Source organism: Streptomyces sp. NPDC046876 (assembly GCF_040645035.1).
Lineage (GTDB): Bacteria > Actinomycetota > Actinomycetes > Streptomycetales > Streptomycetaceae > Streptomyces.
Window position 1 is genome coordinate 1 of record NZ_JBEYXK010000017.1, and the last position, 17,686, is coordinate 17,686.

Genomic DNA, 17,686 nt, shown 5'->3' on the forward strand with positions numbered 1-17,686 from the left:
GTTTGAGGCTGGGGGTACCCCCAGCGGTAGCTGGGGGAGGGTCCGGGCGGAGCCCGGTTTCGGGAAGGGGTGGGACTGGGGAACGGCTCCGCGCAGTGGGGGACCCGCATGCGAAGGCCCGCGCGGTCCGCCATGGGCGGGGGCCGCGCGGGCCGCAGATTCACTCGTCCCGGTGGTGCGGGATCAGCCCGCTTCCTTGACCTGGGCCGCCGTCGGGGCGGTGCCGCCCAGGTGCGCCGGCAGCCACCACGAGTCCGTGGCGTCCTTCGGCTGGGCCGGATACGCGCGCTGCGCCGCCTCCAGCAGCTCCTGGACGCGCTCGCGCAGCCGCCGCGTGATCGCACCGGCGTACTGGTCCGTCGGGGCCTCGATCGGCTCGCCGACCCGCAGCGTCACGGGGATGTGGCTGCGCTTGAGGTCCTTCGGGCGGCCCTTGGTCCACAGCCGCTGCGTGCCCCACAGGGCCACCGGGATCAGCGGGACGCCGGCCTCCTGCGCCATGCGCGCGGCGCCCGACTTGAAGCTCTTCAGGGTGAACGACTGGGAGATCGTCGCCTCAGGGAACACGCCGATGATCTCGCCGGAGCGCAGCGAGTCCAGGGCGTGCTGGTAAGCCGTCTCGCCCTGCTTGCGGTCCACCGGGATGTGCTTCATCGCGCGCATCAGCGGGCCGGACACCTTGTGCCGGAACACCGACTCCTTCGCCATGAAGCGCACCAGCCGCTTCTGCGGCCGCGCCGTCAGTCCGGCGAAGATGAAGTCGAGGTAGCCGATGTGGTTCGACACCAGCACCGCCCCGCCCTTGCGCGGGATGTGCTCGGTGCCCTTCATGTCGATGCGGATGTCCAGGGCCCGGAAGAGGGTGTGGGCGGCACCGATCACCGGAGGGTAGACGAGCTCAGCCATGGTGGGGAGACCCCGCTTTCTGCCTGGGGAGGTTCTCCCGGCCGGAAGTTACGGCAGCGTAGGTACGCGGCCCTTGGGGATCGTGCCGCATCCGCGGGCTGCTGGCCAGCCCAGATGCTGCCGCCCGGGGAGATTCTCGTCACGCCGGGAATGCGGCGTGCGCCCCGGGCGCTCGGATCGGCGTACGAACGTACTTCAATGATGCGGGACGGCAAGTCCGGCGGTGACGGCGGGCGGGGGCGGCGGGGTTGACGATGACGGTGAGGGTGACGCGGCGGTGACGGTGACGGGAGAACGCGTGCACGGGGACGGGAACGAGGACGGCCGCGGACCGCTGGGCGCCGCCCAGCTGGGCGCGGAGCCGGGGGAGCGGGCCAGCCTGGTGCAGTTCTCCAGTGCCTTCTGCCAGCCCTGCCGGGCCACCCGCCGCATCCTCGCCGAGGTGGCGGACATGGTCGACGGGGTCGCCCACATCGAGATCGACGCCGAGCGCAACCTGGACCTCGTGCGCACCCTCGGCATCGAGAAGACCCCGACCGTGCTCGTCCTGGACGCGGCCGGCCGGATCGTGCGCCGCGCGGCCGGGATGCCGCGCAAGGCCGACGTGATCGCCGCGCTGGGCGCCGCCGTATGACCGCCCGCGCGGTACGCCCGCCGGCGCCGGCGCCGGTACGCACGCCCGCACACAGCGTGACGCGCCTCGCATCTGACCGCCGCCGCTTGACTGTGTACACGGGAGATCGCCAGGCTGGCGGCATGCGGTACGAACTCCTGCTGTACGGACGGGTCCACGTGGACCTCGTCCGCCATGCGAGTGCGCGCTGTCGGGTCCGCTGAACGCCCCCGGCCCCCGACCCGATCCCCCCGCGCCCTCGCCCGCCGCGTCCGCGGCAGAAGGAAGCCTTCCCATGACGGCCCCGACCGCCACCACGGCCCAGTCCGCCCACACCGCACCCTTCGGCTCCGCCCTGCCCGGCTCGCCCGAGCTGCTCCGCTCGGTCTTCCGGCAGCACGCCGCGGGCGTCGCCGTGATCACCGCCGAGGCCGGCGGGCGGCCGGTCGGGTTCACCGCCACCTCGCTCAACTCGGTCTCCGCCGACCCGCCGCTGCTGTCGTTCACCATCTCGACCGGCTCCTCCAGCTGGCCCGCGATACGCGACAGCGACCACCTCGGCGTCCACATACTCGGCGAGCACCAGCAGGAGCTGGCGGGCCTGTTCGCCCGCAGCGGCGCCGACCGCTTCGGCCCGGCCACCGGCTGGGCGCCGGGTCCGCACGAGGTGCCGCTGCTGGACGGTGTGCTGGCCTGGCTGGTGTGCCGCGTGGTGGCGCGGGTCCCGGCCGGCGCCCACCGGGTGATCATCGCGGAGGCGGTCGTCGGGGACCCGGCCGGCGAGGGCCGCCCGCTGCTGTACCACCAGGGGCGCTTCAACGCGCTGCGCGACTGAATCGTCCCTGCTGGGGCGGGTTCGGGTGGCGTTGGACAGATCACAGTTCACCGGCCTTGCCTCCGGGACGGACCCACGGTGTACTGACGAGTAACATTCCCTTCGGAGCGCGGGCCGCCCCGACCGGGATCAGCCCGAAAAAGGCGCCTATGCTGCCTGCACAAGGCGGTATCAGTAACAAGACGATGCGGTAGGAGAGCCGGCGTGAGCCTGAGGATCGTTGTCTGTGTGAAGTACGTGCCCGACGCCACCGGCGACCGGCACTTCGCCGATGACCTGACGGTCGACCGCGACGACGTCGACGGTCTGCTGTCGGAGCTCGACGAGTACGCCGTCGAGCAGGCGCTGCAGATCGCCGAAGACGCCGACGACGCCGAGATCACCGTCCTGACGGTGGGCCCCGAGGACGCCAAGGACGCCCTGCGCAAGGCGCTGTCCATGGGTGCCGACAAGGCCATCCACGTCGAGGACGACGACCTGCACGGCACCGACGTCATGGGCACCTCGCTGGTGCTGGCCAAGGCCGTCGAGAAGGCCGGCTACGACCTGGTCATCACCGGCATGGCCTCGACCGACGGCACCATGGGTGTCCTCCCGGCGATCCTGGCCGAGCGTCTGGGCGTCCCGCAGGTCACCCTGCTCTCCGAGGTCAAGGTCGAGGACGGCACCGTCACCGGCCGCCGCGACGGCGACTCCGCGAGCGAGCAGCTCGAGGCCTCCCTCCCGGCGGTCGTCTCCGTGACCGACCAGTCCGGCGAGGCCCGCTACCCGTCCTTCAAGGGCATCATGGCCGCCAAGAAGAAGCCGGTGGAGTCCTGGGACCTGTCCGACCTCGAGGTCGAGGCGGAAGAGGTCGGCCTCGAGGGCGCCTGGACCGCGGTGGACTCCGCGGCGCAGCGTCCGGCCCGTACGGCCGGCACGATCGTCAAGGACGAGGGCGAGGGCGGCAAGCAGCTGGCCGAGTTCCTGGCCGGCCAGAAGTTCATCTAAGAGCTTCAGCCAGCACCCTCTCGATCCCCCTGACTACTTCGCATTCCGCAGGAGCATTCCATGGCTGAAGTCCTCGTCTACGTCGACCACGTGGACGGCGCCGTCCGCAAGCCCACCCTCGAGCTGCTGACCCTGGCCCGCCGCATCGGCGAGCCCGTCGCCGTCGCCCTCGGCGCCGGTGCCGAGAACACCGCCGCCGCGCTCGCCGAGCACGGTGCGGTCAAGGTCCTCACCGCCGACGCCCCCGAGTTCGCCGAGTACCTCGTCGTACCGAAGGTGGACGCGCTCCAGGCCGCGTACGAGGCCGTTTCCCCGGCCGCCGTGCTGGTCCCCTCCTCCGCCGAGGGCAAGGAGATCGCGGCCCGCCTCGCCGTCCGCATCGGCTCCGGCATCATCACCGACGCCGTGGACCTGGAGGCCGGTGACGAGGGTCCGGTCGCGACGCAGTCCGCGTTCGCCGCGTCCTTCACCACCAAGTCCCGCGTGTCCAAGGGCACCCCGGTCATCACCGTCAAGCCGAACTCGGCCCCGGTCGAGGCCGCCCCGGCCGCCGGCACCGTCGAGGCGCTCGCCGTCACCTTCGGCGCCCTGGCCACCGGCACCAAGGTCACCTCGCGCACCCCGCGCGAGTCGACCGGCCGCCCCGAGCTGACCGAGGCCGCGATCGTGGTCTCCGGCGGCCGCGGCGTCAACGGCGCCGAGAACTTCGGCCTCATCGAGGCCCTGGCCGACTCCCTCGGTGCGGCCGTCGGCGCCTCGCGCGCCGCCGTCGACGCCGGCTGGTACCCGCACTCCAACCAGGTCGGCCAGACCGGCAAGTCGGTCTCCCCGCAGCTGTACATCGCCTCCGGCATCTCCGGCGCGATCCAGCACCGGGCCGGCATGCAGACCTCGAAGACCATCGTGGCCATCAACAAGGACGCCGAGGCCCCGATCTTCGAGCTGGTCGACTACGGCGTGGTCGGCGACCTCTTCGAGGTCGTCCCGCAGCTGACCGAGGAGATCAAGGCGCGCAAGGGCTGACCTGCGCAACTACTCCGTCACGGGGCCGTGTGGTGTTTCTCACCGCACGGCCCCGAGTCGTATGCCCGGCGGGCCGGAGGGACCATTGACGGAGCGGAACCCCGTGACTAAATTCTGCTATGCGGAGCTAGGCTTCCGTGAAGCGGAAAAGAGGAGAGTGCACGATGGGTCAGCAGGAGAAGGTGGCGACGAGCCTCGCAGGCGCGGTCAGCGAGGGCATCAGCGCCTCCCTCGCCCCGGTGGACGCGGAGCTCGCGCGCCACTACCCGGGTGACCCCGGCACCCGCCAGCCCATCCACACCGTCTACGTACCCGGTGACGTCTTCACCGCCGAGACCATCCGCTCCTGGGGCGACCAGGCCCTCGCCGCCCTCGACGAGCACGCCCCGGACGCCGCCACCTTCGCCAAGGTGCTGGGCATCAGCGACGAACTGGCCGTCCCCGTCTACGACCGCGTCCGCGCCAAGCTGCAGCGCGAGCCCATCGAGGACCTCCGCATCGACTTCGAGGACGGCTTCGGCGTCCGCTCCGACGAGGAGGAGGACCAGGCCGCCGCCCGCGCCGCGCGCCTCGTCTCCGTAGCCTTCTCCAACGGCACCAACGCCCCGTACATGGGCATCCGCATGAAGTGCATGGAGTCCAACGTCCGCGACCGCGGCATCCGCACCACCGACATCTTCCTGTCCGGGCTCCTCGAGCACGGCGGCCTGCCCGAGGGCCTCGTCCTCACCCTCCCCAAGGTCACCTACGCCGAGCAGGTCAGCGCCTTCGTCAAGCTGCTGGAGGCCTTCGAGACCACCCGCGGCCTGCGCCCGGGCCGCATCGGATTCGAGATCCAGATCGAGACCAGCCAGTCGATCCTCGCCTCCGACGGCACCGCCACCGTGGCCCGCATGATCGAGGCCGGCAAGGGCCGCGCCACCGGCCTGCACTACGGCACCTTCGACTACAGCGCCTGCGTCGGCGTCTCCGCGGCCTACCAGGCCAGCGACCACCCGGCCGCCGACCACGCCAAGGCGATCATGCAGGTAGCCGCCGCCGGCACCGGCGTACGCGTCTCCGACGGCTCGACGAACGTCCTGCCCATCGGCACCACGGAGAAGGTCCACGAGGCCTGGAAGCTGCACTACGGCCTGACCCGGCGCGCCCTGGCCCGCGCCTACTACCAGGGCTGGGACATGCACCCGGGCCACCTGCCGACCCGCTACGCGGCCGTCTTCACCTTCTACCGCGAGGGCCTCGAGGCCGCCGCGGCCCGCCTCAAGGCGTACGTCGCGAAGATCGAGGGCGACGTGATGGACGAGCCCGCCACCGCGAAGGCGCTCGCCGGGTACCTGGTCCGCGGCCTCGACTGCGGCGCCGTCGGCACCGACGAGGTCACCGCCCTGACCGGCCTGACCCGCGCCGAACTCGACGCCTTCGCCATCCCGCGCCGCTCGGCCACCCTGACCGCCACGGCCTGACCGAGCCCCGATACCGCCCGGCCCCGGACTGCGATCACCGGGGCCGGGCCTGCCTCGTGCCGGTGCCCGGCCGGAGGAGACGGTTCCGGCCGGGCACCATCCCCTTCACAGCGGGCCCATGACCCACAGGTGAAGGACGCCGTCGGCGCCGGCCGTGGCAAGCAGGCTGCCGTCCGGCGAGAAGGCCAGGCCGTTCACGGTCCCGTCGTGACCGGTCAGCGCCGAGCCGACGCGCTGCCCCGTGGCCGGGTCCCACAGCAGGGTCACCCCGTCCTGGCCGGCGGTGGCGAGCAGGGTGCCGTCGGGCGAGAACGCGAGGTCGTTCACCACGGACTCGTGGGCCGTCAACGGCCCGGCGTGCTGCCTGCCGGTGTTCAGGTCCCAGAGCCGCACGCTGGTGCCCGCGTGCGCCGTGGCCAGGATCCGGCCGTCCGGCGAGAACGCCATCTCCCGGCCGGGGAACGGTCCGCCGACCGGTCGGGGCGTGCCTGGATGCCACACCAGGACCCGGCCTTCGGTGTCCGCCGTGGCCAGTCGGCGTCCGTCGGCGGAGAGGGCGATTCCTGTGACTGCGCCCGCCTCGTCGCCGAGCGGTGCATCGATCGGGCGTCCGTCGGACGCGTCCCGCAGCTGCACCAGGCCGTCCACCCCCAAGGACCACACGCGCCGTCCGTCCGAGGAGAAGGCGAGCTGCTTGGCGAGGAACTCCCCGGTCGGCCATTCGCGCCGGACCATGCCGCTCACCGGGTCGCGCAGCCAGACGGTCCGGCCGGGGCAGGCGCCGGCCAGCAGGGCGCCGTCGGGGGAGAAGGCCAGACACGGCGGGTAGACCGTTGCCGCGGCCGTCAACGGCGCGAGCGGCTTCCGGGTGACGGGGTCCCACACCCGCAGCGACGCCCCCGCGGTGGTGGCGGCGATGACGCGTCCGTCCGGTGAGAAGGCCATGCGCACGAAGGCGCGCTCGGCCTGTACGGGTGGCAGTCGGACCGCCGTGCGCTCGCGAAGCGCCCCCGCCAGAGCCCTGGCCGCCAGCGGGGCCGCTGGCCGCGCGCCGACCCGTTCGTAGATCAGGACGCCGCCCTCCGAGGCGGCGGCCAGCAGCTGCCCGTCCGGAGAGAAGGCGACGGCCTCGACCCCGTGCGTGTGGCCCCGCAGCGCAGGTCCGACGGCCCGCCCTGCGACTGTGTCCCACAGCCGTACGGTCCTGTCGTGGGAGCCGGTGGCGAGCAGACGGCCGTCGGGTGAGAACGCCAGCGCGAAGATGGTCTCGGCGTGGCCGGCCATCGGCGGCCCGTCTCGGCCAGCCGTCATGTCCCACAGTGTCACCCGGCCGTCCTCGTAGCCGAGGGCGAGGAGCCGTCCGTCAGGGGAGAAGGCGGTCAGCTCGGGGGTGCCGGACCCGGCCGCGAGCGCAGCACGGGGGAGGGTCTCCTTGCCGATCAGGTCCCACACGCGTCCGCCGCGCGTGGCCGCCAGGAGGCGCCCGTCGGGGACGAAGGCGGCGGTGTCGATGTGGTCGCTGTCGCTGTCGCCGCCGTGAACGAGGACGATCGAGCGGCGCCCGACGTCCGGACCGGACAGGCGCACCGTCCCGTCGAGTTCGATGGTGGCGGCCGCGCTTCCGGTGCGAGCACAGGCGATGGCGGTGACGGGCGTGGAGTGGAAGACCGCCGGTCGGCTGGGGAGACCTGTGGACGGGGCGAACCAGCGGAGGGTCAGCGGATCCCGCGCATCCCTGGCGATCAGCATGCCGTCGGATGCGAAGGCGAGCGGGTGTGTGGCGGAAAGGGGCGGCAGGATCGCCAGCCCCGTCGTCGTGTCCCACAGCCGGACCACGTCGCCGCCCGCCGAGGCCAAGTGCCGCCCGTCGGGGGAGAAGACGACGTCCAGGGCGGGGGCTGCGTCGCCCGTGAGGTGGTGCCGCAGGACGTACGGGCCCGGATCCGAGAGATCCGAGCCCGCGGGGAGAGGGATGCGAGCGGAGTCGGGAAAGGCGGAAGACCTGTTCGGTGCGGGGGTCGCGGTAGCTGCGTTCGACCGGGCGTGCTCCCGCGACTCGTACGTGCGGGGCGCTTCGACGGGCACGGGGCGGGGCGTTGCCGTTCCCGGCTCCGCGCGCGCCTCCCGGTCCCGTGCGGGTACGGAGCGTACCGTCACGGCAGGCTGGAGCGCGGCCAGTTGCTGCCAGCGCTGCCGCCACACCACCAGTTCCGGCGCGGTGTGGGAGGGGACCGCGGTTTCTCGCCCGTACTCGTCGTACGCGTACAGCATCCGTACCAGTCCCATGAACGTGTCGGCCCGGACGAGCCGCCTGCCGTTGAAGACATCGCTCTGGGTGGCGACCGACAGCCGGATCCCGGTGCCGGAGGCATCGGCGCGGGCGACGAGGTCCCGGTACGAGGGCTTGCCCCGTTCGATCCGTAATCGGTTCAGATCGCCTGCGAGCGCGGCGAGTGCCTCCTCGAACGCGCCGTGCGACTGCCGTTCCATGTCCCCCCTTGACCGGTGTGGCGGCCCAGGTTAGAACACCTGCCGTGGACCGGTCCCGAACTTTCCGGAACACCGCTGAACGGCTCGGGTGTTCTGCCGAACACGCCTGCCGTTCGGGGGAGTTTCGCCGCGATCCGCCGCGGATCACTTCGTTCCGTTCGTGCCTGCCGCAGGCCGGGTCGGGTGTGCAATCGAGCCATGACCACTTCACCGAACACAGAGCAGCCGTTCCTGTCCCTGCACACCGCCGTGGTGCTGATCGGCGCCCTGATCACCGGCCTCGTCGTCGGCGGGTTGAGCCGCGCGGGCGGCGTGCACCCCGCCCTGGCCGTGCTCGCCGGGCTCACCGCCGGAGGTGGGGCCGTGCCCGTCCTGCGGGGGCTCATCCGGTGAGCGGTCAGGCGGGCGGGGGCAGTTCGCCCGAGCCGCGGGGGATCAGGCGCGTCGGGAGTTCGATGCGGGTCGGCGGGAGGGCCGAGCCGCCGAGGCGCTGGAACAGGCGGTCCGTGGCCACCCGGCCCAGGGCCGCCGGGTCCTGGGCGACCACGGTGACACCGGGCCGCAGCAGGTCGGCCAGCTCGAAGTCGTCGAAGCCGACCAGCGCCACCGGCCGCGGGTGCCCGGCCAGGACCCGTACCACGGTCACCGTCACCCGGTTGTTTCCGGCGAACAGCGCGGTGACCGGCTCCGGACCCGTGAGCATGGCGCGGGCCGCGGCCGTGACCCGCTCCGGCGTCGTCGGCCCGAGCGAGACCCAGGACTCCGCCACCGCAAGGCCCGCGTCCGCCATGGCCGCACGGTAGCCCCCCAGCCGCTCCGTCGCCGTGTGGATGCGGGGCTGGTCGCCGATGAACCCGATCCGCCGGTGGCCGCCCGCGATCAGGTGCGCGACGCCCTCGCGGGCACCGCCGCGGTTGTCCGACAGCACCACGTCCGCCTCGATCCGGCCCGCCGGGCGGTCCACGAACACCGTGGCCACTCCGGCCTTCATCTCCGGCTCCAGGTAGCGGTGGTCGTCGCCCGCCGGGATCACGACCAGCCCGTCGACCCGCCGTGCGCACAGCGCCAGCGCCAACTCCCGCTCCCGGTGGGGGTCCTCGGCGCTGGACCCGTTGATCAGCAGCGCCCCGTGCGCGCGGGCCACCTCCTCCACGGCCCGGTTCAGCGGCCCGTAGAACGGGTCGGCGAGGTCCTCCAGGATCAGCCCGACGGTGGCGGTGCGGCCCTTGCGGAGCACCCGCGCACTGTCGTTGCGGCGGAAGCCGAGCGCCTCGATGGCCTCCTGGACCCGCCGGACCGTGTCGGGCGTGACCCCCGCCTCGCCGTTGACCACCCGTGACACCGTCTTCAGTCCGACCCCTGCGCGGGTCGCGACGTCCTTCATGGTGGGCCGGGTGCCGTAGCGGGGGTCGGACGACGGGCGGCGGGTCTGTGGCACGGGACGGAAACCTCCGGGGGCACGACGGGCGGTTGGGCGGGCGGGTGCGGCTGCGGTCTCGAGGATAAGCACGCGGGGCCGTACGCGGGTTTCCGTGGCAGGGTGGTGCGGGCAAGCCACTGGGGGCTTTTGACGAGCCGTGGGGAGAGGGGTAGACGTGATTGTCTGGATCAACGGCACATTCAGCGCCGGGAAGACCAGCACGGCCCGGGAACTGACCAGGATCCTCCCGGACAGCACCCTGTACGACCCGGAGCTCGTCGGCGACGCACTGCGCCGGCTCCTGCCGCGCAAGCGCCTCGCGGAGGTGAGCGACTACCAGGACCTGCCGAGCTGGCGGCGCCTGGTCGTGGACACCGCCGCGGCGATGCTCGCGGAGCTGGGCGGGGTGCTGGTGGTGCCGATGACGCTGCTGCGCCAGGAGTACCGGGACGAGATCTTCGGAGGGCTGGCGGCGCGCCGGATACCGGTGCGCCACGTGCTGCTCGCCCCGGCGGAAACGATCCTGCGCCACCGCATCGCGACCCGCCGGGAGCCGGGCAGCCCCGAGGAGGTGGACCTCCACGTCCGGCAGTGGGCGTACGACCACATCCCCGTCTACCGGCAGGCCCTCGGCTGGCTGACGGCCGACGCCCACGTCATCGACAACGGCACCCTCAGCGTGCGGCAGACGGCGGAGCTGATCGCCGAGGCCGTGCGCACGGAGGCCGCCGGGATCTGCGACATCGTCCAGACCCCGGAGCCGACCCGGGAGACGGTGGCGGCCGGGGTGCTGCTCTTCGACGACGAGGACCGGGTGCTCCTGGTGGATCCGACGTACAAGCCGGGCTGGGAGTTCCCGGGAGGCGTCGTCGAGGCGGGGGAGGCGCCCGCCCGCGCCGGGGTGCGGGAGGTCGCGGAGGAACTCGGCATCGACCTCGACCGCGTACCCGGCCTGCTCGTCGTGGACTGGGAGCCGCCGGTGCGTCCGGCCTACGGCGGCCTGCGGCTGCTGTTCGACGGGGGCCGGCTGTCCGCCGGGGCGGCGGCCCGGCTCCGGCTGCCGGGACCGGAGCTGCGGGCCTGGCGGTTCGCCACCGAGGCGGAGGCCGCCGAGCTGCTGCCGCCCGTACGCTACGAGAGGCTGCGGTGGGCGCTGCGGGCGCGCGAACGCGGACGCCCCCTGTACCTGGAGGGCGGCGCGCCCACGCCGTAGCCGCCGGCGCGGCCGCACGGGCCGGGGCCGGGACGGCCCCGGCCGGGCCCCGGGTCAGGGCAGCGCCGGCTCGGCGGTCGACGCCGCGTGCAGCACGGCCGCCGCATCCGCGGTCAGCGGATCCCCGTGGCCGAAGCAGGCCACGGCCGGAGCCAGCGCCGCCAGGCGGCGGAAGGAGGCCTGCGCCTGCTCCCGGTCCACGTTGAAGACGCCGAGCATCACCTGGCCGACGCCCGCGATGCAGTCCCCCGCGAACAGCACCCCGTGGTGGGGGAGGTGGATGCCGATGCTGCCCGGCGTGTGGCCGGGCGCGTGCACGACCACGGCGCCGTCGCCGAACGGCAGCACCTCGCCGTCCTCGACCTCCTGGTCGACCCGGGTCGGCGGCGCCTGGGGAACCGTCATCGCGTGCTCGTAGTAGGGCAACTCCCAGTCCAGCAGGACCGGATCGGGGACGGGCCGCTCGCCCCGGATCACCGGCGCCTCCAGCCGGTGGGCCACCACCCGGGAGCCCCACCGGCCGGCGAGGTCCTCGGCGGCGCCGATGTGGTCGCCGTGGCAGTGCGTCAGCACGATCCGCTCCAGGCGCGCCGGGTCCAGCCCGAGCGAGCGGATGGCCTCCTCGATCTCCGGGGCGGCCCCGGCGTGGCCGGAGTCGACCAGGGTCAGGTCCTCACCGTCGCGCCACAGGTAGGCCTGGCCGATCGGGAAGCGCAGCATGTACAGCCGTTGGGGTATGACCTTGACAAGATCCATGCACCGACCGTACGAGGGCCGGCTCCGCTCCCGGAACCGCTTTCACCGGCAGCGGAGTTCGCCCGTAGCGCAGGCGCGCCGCCCGTCTCCGCGGTGGCGGGCGACGGGCGGCGCGGCCGCGGTGCGGGCAACGGGCCTGCGGGGCCCGCCGCCTCAGGCGCCCTTGGACGCCGCGTAGTTGAGGAGGAAGTGGGCCTCGGCCACCGACAGGCGCTCCAGCTCCTCCGGGGAGACGCTCTCGTTCACCGCGTGGATCTGCGCCTCCGGCTCGCTCAGACCGATCAGCAGCATCTCCGCCTCCGGGTACAGCGAGGTCAGCGTGTTGCACAGCGGAATCGATCCGCCCATGCCGCTGACCTGCATCTCCTGGCCGGGGTACGCGAGCTCCAGGGCGGCCGCCATCGAGGCGTACGCCGGGCTGGTGGTGTCCGCCTGGAACGGCTGGCCCTGGCCGACGACCTCCACGTCCAGGTGCGCCTTCCACGGCGTGTGCGCCACCAGGTGCGCCTCCAGCAGCTTGATCGCCTCGGCGGTGTCCACGCCCGGCGGCACCCGCAGGCTGATCAGCGCCGACGCGCTCGCGTGCACGGACGGGGTCGCGCCGACCACCGGCGGGCAGTCGATGCCGAGGACCGTGACGGCCGGGCGGGCCCACAGCCGGTCCGCGATCGTGCCCTCGCCGATCAGCTCCACGCCGTCCAGCACCTTCGCGTCGGACCGGAAGTCCTCCTCCGGGTACTGCAGGCCCTCCCACACCGCGTCCGCCGCGAGCCCGTCCACCGTGGTCGAGCCGTCCGCCGCGCGCAGCGAGTCCAGCAGCCGGATCAGGGCCGCCAGCGCGTCCGGGGCGACACCGCCGAACATGCCCGAGTGCAGGTTGCCGCCCAGCGTGTCGATCTTCACCTTCAGCAGGCACATGCCGCGCAGGGTGGCCGTCACCGTCGGCAGGCCGAGGCGGAAGTTGCCCGCGTCGCCGATGACGATCGTGTCGGCGGCCAGCAGCTCCGGGTGGGCCTCGGCGTACTGCTGGAGGCCGCCGGTGCCCTGCTCCTCCGATCCCTCGACGATCACCTTCACGCTCACCGGCACCCCGCCGTTGGCCTTCAGCGCGCGCAGCGCCAGCAGGTGCATGATGAACCCGCCCTTGCAGTCCGCGGCGCCGCGCCCGTACCAGCGGCCGTCGCGCTCGGTCAGCTCGAAGGCCGGGGAGATCCAGGCGGCGTCGTCCAGCGGCGGCTGCACGTCGTAGTGCGCGTACAGCAGCACGGTCGGCGCGCCCTCCGGGCCGGGCAGGAAGCCGTACACCGACTGGGTCCCGTCCGGGGTGTCGAGCAGCGCCACGTCCTGGAACCCCTCGGCGCGCAGCGCGTCCGCCACCCAGTTCGCCGCGCCCTCGCTCTCGCTCTTGGGGAACTGCGCCCAGTCCGCCACCGACTGGAAGGCCACCAGCTCGGTCAGCTCCTGCTTGGCGCGGGGCATCAGCGAGGCGATGGTCTCGGCGATCGGATTCTGGGACATGGGCACGCTCCTCTTGGGTGCGACGTTGTCGTCTGTGTACGCCTCCCGCATCCGCGTGGTGGGCGCATGCCGGGATGGGGCGCAGGTCAGTCCGATCCTCGCACAGCAGGACGGGCCTCAGGCGCGCCGTAGGATTTCCCCGGCATCGGAGCAACGCATGATCAGGAGCAGCAGCACATCGTGAGCAGCGACGAAAGCACCGTCGACGGAGCCGACGCAGCAGGGCGGGCCGCCGCCGGGGCGGGGGACGAAGTGGCCGGGGGGACCGGCGAGGTGTGGGACGTGGTCGTGGTCGGGGCCGGCCCGGCCGGGGCCTCGGCGGCGCATGCCGCCGCGGCGGCCGGGGCACGCGTCCTGCTGCTGGAGAAGGCGGAGCTGCCGCGGTACAAGACGTGCGGCGGCGGCATCATCGGCCCGTCGCGCGACGCGCTGCCGCCCGGGTTCACGCTTCCGCTGAAGGACCGCATCCACGCGGTCACCTTCACGCTGAACGGGAAGCTGACCCGCACCCGCCGCTCCAAGCACATGCTGTTCGGACTCATCAACCGGCCCGAGTTCGACGCCGGCCTGGTCGCGGAGGCGGAGAAGGCGGGCGCGACGGTGCGTACGGGCACGGCGGTCGCCCGGGTCGAGCAGCACGGCGCGGCGGTGCCCGACCGGCGCACGGTCGCCGTGGTGCTGGCCGACGGCGAGACCGTCCTGGCGCGGGCGGTGGTCGGCGCGGACGGCAGCGCGAGCCGGATCGGCGCCCACGTCGGGGTCGAGATGGACCAGGTGGACCTCGGCCTGGAGGCGGAGATCCCCGTCCCGGCAACGGTGGCCGAGGACTGGAAGGGGCGCGTGCTCATCGACTGGGGCCCGCTGCCCGGCAGCTACGGCTGGGTCTTCCCCAAGGACGACACCCTGACGGTCGGGGTCATCTCGGCCAAGGGCGACGGCGCGGCGACCAAGCAGTACCTGGAGGACTTCATCGCCCGGCTGGGGCTGGCCGGCTTCGAGCCCGCCGTCTCCTCCGGCCACCTGACGCGCTGCCGCAAGCCGGACTCGCCGCTGTCGCGGGGCCGGGTGCTGGTGGCGGGCGACGCGGCCGGACTGCTGGAGCCGTGGACCCGCGAGGGCATCTCCTTCGCGCTGCGCTCGGGCCGGCTGGCCGGCGAATGGGCCGTGAAGCTGTCCGAGGCGCAGGACGCGGTCGACGCGCGGCGCCAGGCGCTCAACTACGCCTTCGCGATCAAGGCGGGCCTCGGCGTCGAGATGAGCGTCGGCAAGCGGATGCTGACCCTCTTCGAGGCCCGGCCGGGCCTGTTGCACGCGGCGCTCACCGGCTTCCGCCCGGCGTGGCGGGCGTTCGCCCGGATCACACGGGGCGCGACGACCCTGGCCGAGCTGGTGAACACGTACCCGCTGGCCCGCAAGGCGCTGCACCTCCTGGACGACAGGCAGGCGCGGACGGACGCGAAGGCGGCCGGAGGCGGCCCGGGCGAGGTCTGAGGCGCGAAGCCGCCGTCTGACGCCCGGGCGAGGCCTGCGGCCGAAGGCGGACCCGGCGGCCCAGCAGGTTCAGGGGAGTGGCGGTCTTGCCCGGAGTTCCGGGCGGGGCCGCCACTGCGTCGCATCCGCGGTTCAAGCCGCGCCCGTCTTGTCGGTGATCCGGAAGGCGATGACGTCGACTTCGTCGGTTCCGGTCAGATCCGGGTAGTGGCCCTCGAGGGCTTCCCGGAGTTCGGCTGCGGTCGTCAGCCCCTCGGCCTGTGCGTCCTGGTCGGTGAGGTCGCTGACCAGGCAGTGCCTGATGCCGGTCACCTCTGCCGGCAGGACGACTTCGGGGTCGCTCTCGAACACCAGCCGTGCCGGGCCGAGCCGGGCCGGGTCCCGGAAGCGGGTGGTCTTGGTCTTGGCGCCGGAGCGGACGACTTCGAGGTAGCGGGGGTTGAACCGGATGATCGGGGGACCGGTCGTCTCGGGGTCCTGGTAGAGCGATGGGTCGAGACCGTTCATGCCCGTCTCCGGGGTCCATCGCTGGACCAGCGGCATCAGGTCGGCGGCGAGCACGGACCTGAGCCCCGCGGGCGTGGGCACGATGACGCGCATGGTGGGGTAGTAGTCCACGAAGACCTGCCGATCGCGCCCGCACGGGCCGATGACCCCGCGCCCGTGGTTTCCCACGGCGACGATGCAGCGCATTTGGCGGGCGCCCTGGGCTCGCGCGGCTCCCAGGGCCACGAGTTCGGCGCAGGGGCCGCCGGTGAAGTGGTAGAGGTTCACGCCGGCGAACATCCGGTAGTCGGCGGCCATGACCGCGGCGCCCACCGTGTGGATCCCGTCTTCGTCGGGCCCGGCGTCGGTATGCGCGTCTATGGTGCGGCGTGCCAGCTCCACGAGCTCACGCTCGTCATCATCGAGAACTCGCGCAGACGACGGTACGTACACCTCTTCGACCTTCCCTTCCTTCAGCAGTCGCCCAAGATCATTTCACGCCGTGCAGGCGGGCTCCACAGGGTTTCGGCTCACCTCGGCCGGCCCCCTGTGGCGGTCCCCGTGGGCAGGGATGCAGCGCCCGGGCTGAGGCTGGTCGTGATCACGGACGACGATCCGGGGCCGGTCCGCGATGGACCTCACCGCCCGTCCTCCGCGCGCGGAGAGCTGCTGTCCACCGTGGAGTTCACGGTGCAGACGCTCGCGCCGCCGGCGACTTCAACGCGACCTCCAGCGCGAGCCGACCTACGACGGACTGCGCGCCGCCGAGGCGAAGGGCAGTAAGGGCGCTCCGCCCCGCCGTGGCGGCCGACAAGACCGGCACCGTCCGCACCGGGTACCTGGAAGGCCGCTCGATCGCCGCCCTCGCCCGCGACCACGGGGTCAGTCGCGGCGCGATTCGCACGGCCGTCGCCGACCTCCTGCCCGACCGCACCTCGATCGAGGAGAACCTCCCGGCCCCAGAGCTGCCAGTGACCCTCGACGTGCCTGCCCGGCAAGGTCGCCGACTTCCTCCGCGCCGCCGAGCCGGGGCCTGTCGAGCGCGCCGCGCTCGACCAGGGCGTGACCGTACGGCGCGGCCAGGGCTCCACCCAGCGCGTGCACGGTCCTCGGGGCCGTTCAGCCGGAGACCGTGATGCGGAAGACCGGGTGGTCGGCGGCGGCCGCCTGGAGCTCGGCGTCGGAGGAGGTGGCGGTGACGCCCTGGAAGAACTGGTTGACCTGCCAGCCCCACCGCTCGAGGTAGGTGCGCAGCACCGGGGCCTTCTCGGCCGGGTCGGTGAGCTCGGTGACCGTGAAGGTGCGCAGCTTGCGGCCCACGCGCAGTTCGCCGCCGCCCGCCACCCGCATGTTGCGGACCCACTGGGAGTGGCCGCGCGCCGAGACGAGGTACTGCTCGCCGCGGAAGGTGTGCGGGTTGACCGGAATCCGCTGCATCTTGCCGGAGGTGCGGCCGCGCACCGACAGCTCGGCGGAACCGGCGAGGCTGATCCCGAGGCGGGCCAGCTTCCCGAAGAGGGCGTTCAAGCGGGTGGCGAACGTGCCGGCCTGGGCGTAGTACGGGGTGGCGGGCGCGGTCATGGCTGCCTCCGGGGGCGATGGGGAGAGCGGTGCTCTCGCTTGAGATCAGTGTGCACGGATCGCCGCACCATTTCAAGAGCGGTGCTCTCGATTCGCATCGCCGCTCCAATTTTTGTGCACTGCTCTACCTGCGTGGCAGACTGGCGCCATGAGTACCGTGCGCGGGGCCCGGGAGCGGGCCCGTATCGAGGTCACCGCAGCCATCAAGGACGAGGCGCGCCGCATGCTCGCGGCCGAGGGCGCGGCCAAGCTCTCCCTGCGCGCCGTCGCCCGCGAGCTGGGCATGGTCTCCTCGGCCCTGTACCGCTACTTCCCGAGCCGGGACGACCTGCTCACCGCACTGATCGTCGACGCGTACGACAGCATCGGCGCGGCGGCCGAGGAGGCCGACGCCGAGGCCGTCGCCGCCGGTGCCCCGCCCCGCGAGCGGTGGATCGCGGTCGCCCGGGCGGTCCGCGCCTGGGCGCTGGAGCACCCGCACGAGTACGCCCTCATCTACGGATCCCCCGTCCCCGGATACAGCGCCCCGGTGGACACCATCGCCCCCGCCTCCCGCGTCGGCAACACCTTCATCGGCATCGTCCGCGCCGCCCACACCGGCCACGGCCTGGCCCTGCCGCCCCTGCCCGCCGCCCTGCGCCCCGAAGCGACCCGGATGACCGCGGACTTCGCCGAGGGCCTGCCGCCGGAGGTCACGGCCGCCCTGGTCGCGGCCTGGGCCCAGCTGGTCGGCCTGGTCTCGTTCGAGCTGTTCGGCCAGTTCAACCGCGTCGTCGAGGACCGCGACACCTTCTTCACCCACGCCACGGCCCAACTCGCCCACATGGTCGGCCTCCCGGCTGCGTGACGGGGATGCGGCGACGGGTGCGGTGGTCCCTCCGTATCGCGCAGCTGTCGGGTG

At 73.1% G+C, this 17,686-nt stretch carries 16 protein-coding genes; 9 read left to right on the forward strand and 7 right to left on the reverse strand.

What is annotated here, in order from left to right:
• Window positions 1-183: 183 nt before the first annotated feature.
• Window positions 184-906, reverse strand: coding sequence for a lysophospholipid acyltransferase family protein (locus ABZ924_RS12740; protein ID WP_361907504.1), 723 nt, complete (start codon window positions 904-906; stop codon window positions 184-186).
• A gap of 283 nt (window positions 907-1,189) precedes the next feature.
• Here ABZ924_RS12740 and ABZ924_RS12745 point away from each other — a divergent pair, with 283 nt between their 5' ends.
• The 5 genes from ABZ924_RS12745 (at window position 1,190) to ABZ924_RS12765 (ending at window position 5,830) form a co-directional block, all read left to right on the forward strand.
• Entirely contained in the window at window positions 1,190-1,540 is a 351-nt protein-coding gene (locus ABZ924_RS12745) for a thioredoxin family protein (protein ID WP_361907663.1), read from the forward strand.
• Between the two features lie 274 nt (window positions 1,541-1,814).
• On the forward strand, window positions 1,815-2,354 hold the full coding sequence (locus ABZ924_RS12750) for a flavin reductase family protein (RefSeq protein WP_361907506.1): 540 nt from the start codon (window positions 1,815-1,817) through the stop codon (window positions 2,352-2,354).
• 204 nt (window positions 2,355-2,558) lie between these two features.
• Window positions 2,559-3,344: an electron transfer flavoprotein subunit beta/FixA family protein gene (locus ABZ924_RS12755; protein ID WP_361907508.1), complete on the forward strand. Its 786-nt coding sequence runs from the start codon at window positions 2,559-2,561 to the stop codon at window positions 3,342-3,344.
• Between the two features lie 60 nt (window positions 3,345-3,404).
• Window positions 3,405-4,367, forward strand: a complete 963-nt coding sequence (locus ABZ924_RS12760) for an electron transfer flavoprotein subunit alpha/FixB family protein (protein ID WP_361907510.1) — start codon at window positions 3,405-3,407, stop codon at window positions 4,365-4,367.
• A gap of 164 nt (window positions 4,368-4,531) precedes the next feature.
• On the forward strand, window positions 4,532-5,830 hold the full coding sequence (locus tag ABZ924_RS12765) for an aldolase (RefSeq protein WP_361907512.1): 1,299 nt from the start codon (window positions 4,532-4,534) through the stop codon (window positions 5,828-5,830).
• A 105-nt stretch (window positions 5,831-5,935) separates the two neighbouring features.
• Here the strand turns inward: ABZ924_RS12765 and ABZ924_RS12770 are convergent, their stop codons facing one another.
• Window positions 5,936-8,320 (reverse strand): WD40 repeat domain-containing protein, encoded by a 2,385-nt coding sequence (locus ABZ924_RS12770; protein ID WP_361907514.1) that lies wholly within the window; start codon window positions 8,318-8,320, stop codon window positions 5,936-5,938.
• 198 nt (window positions 8,321-8,518) lie between these two features.
• On the opposite strand from ABZ924_RS12770, the gene ABZ924_RS12775 reads away from it, so the two are divergent.
• Complete coding sequence (locus ABZ924_RS12775) at window positions 8,519-8,713, forward strand: hypothetical protein (RefSeq protein ID WP_361907516.1); 195 nt, start codon at window positions 8,519-8,521, stop codon at window positions 8,711-8,713.
• A 4-nt stretch (window positions 8,714-8,717) separates the two neighbouring features.
• Here the strand turns inward: ABZ924_RS12775 and ABZ924_RS12780 are convergent, their stop codons facing one another.
• Window positions 8,718-9,758 (reverse strand): LacI family DNA-binding transcriptional regulator, encoded by a 1,041-nt coding sequence (locus ABZ924_RS12780; protein ID WP_361907518.1) that lies wholly within the window; start codon window positions 9,756-9,758, stop codon window positions 8,718-8,720.
• A gap of 157 nt (window positions 9,759-9,915) precedes the next feature.
• On the opposite strand from ABZ924_RS12780, the gene ABZ924_RS12785 reads away from it, so the two are divergent.
• Window positions 9,916-10,953, forward strand: a complete 1,038-nt coding sequence (locus ABZ924_RS12785) for an NUDIX domain-containing protein (RefSeq protein ID WP_361907520.1) — start codon at window positions 9,916-9,918, stop codon at window positions 10,951-10,953.
• A 54-nt stretch (window positions 10,954-11,007) separates the two neighbouring features.
• On the opposite strand, the gene ABZ924_RS12790 is transcribed toward ABZ924_RS12785, so the two are convergent.
• Together ABZ924_RS12790 and ABZ924_RS12795 are read right to left on the reverse strand one after the other, a co-directional pair.
• A complete protein-coding gene (locus ABZ924_RS12790; RefSeq protein ID WP_361907522.1) occupies window positions 11,008-11,709 on the reverse strand; it encodes an MBL fold metallo-hydrolase in 702 nt (233 codons plus the stop codon).
• Window positions 11,710-11,862: 153 nt separating this feature from the next.
• Complete coding sequence (locus tag ABZ924_RS12795; protein ID WP_361907524.1) at window positions 11,863-13,227, reverse strand: dipeptidase; 1,365 nt, start codon at window positions 13,225-13,227, stop codon at window positions 11,863-11,865.
• A gap of 273 nt (window positions 13,228-13,500) precedes the next feature.
• Between ABZ924_RS12795 and ABZ924_RS12800 the strand changes: the two genes are divergently transcribed.
• A complete protein-coding gene (locus ABZ924_RS12800; protein WP_361907665.1) occupies window positions 13,501-14,718 on the forward strand; it encodes a geranylgeranyl reductase family protein in 1,218 nt (405 codons plus the stop codon).
• Between the two features lie 132 nt (window positions 14,719-14,850).
• Here the strand turns inward: ABZ924_RS12800 and ABZ924_RS12805 are convergent, their stop codons facing one another.
• Together ABZ924_RS12805 and ABZ924_RS12810 are read right to left on the reverse strand one after the other, a co-directional pair.
• A complete protein-coding gene (locus ABZ924_RS12805; RefSeq protein ID WP_361907526.1) occupies window positions 14,851-15,606 on the reverse strand; it encodes an ASCH domain-containing protein in 756 nt (251 codons plus the stop codon).
• 717 nt (window positions 15,607-16,323) lie between these two features.
• Window positions 16,324-16,785, reverse strand: a complete 462-nt coding sequence (locus tag ABZ924_RS12810) for a nitroreductase/quinone reductase family protein (RefSeq protein ID WP_361907528.1) — start codon at window positions 16,783-16,785, stop codon at window positions 16,324-16,326.
• Window positions 16,786-16,933: 148 nt separating this feature from the next.
• Between ABZ924_RS12810 and ABZ924_RS12815 the strand changes: the two genes are divergently transcribed.
• On the forward strand, window positions 16,934-17,632 hold the full coding sequence (locus tag ABZ924_RS12815) for a TetR/AcrR family transcriptional regulator (RefSeq protein WP_361907530.1): 699 nt from the start codon (window positions 16,934-16,936) through the stop codon (window positions 17,630-17,632).
• The last annotated feature ends 54 nt before the right edge of the window (window positions 17,633-17,686 follow it).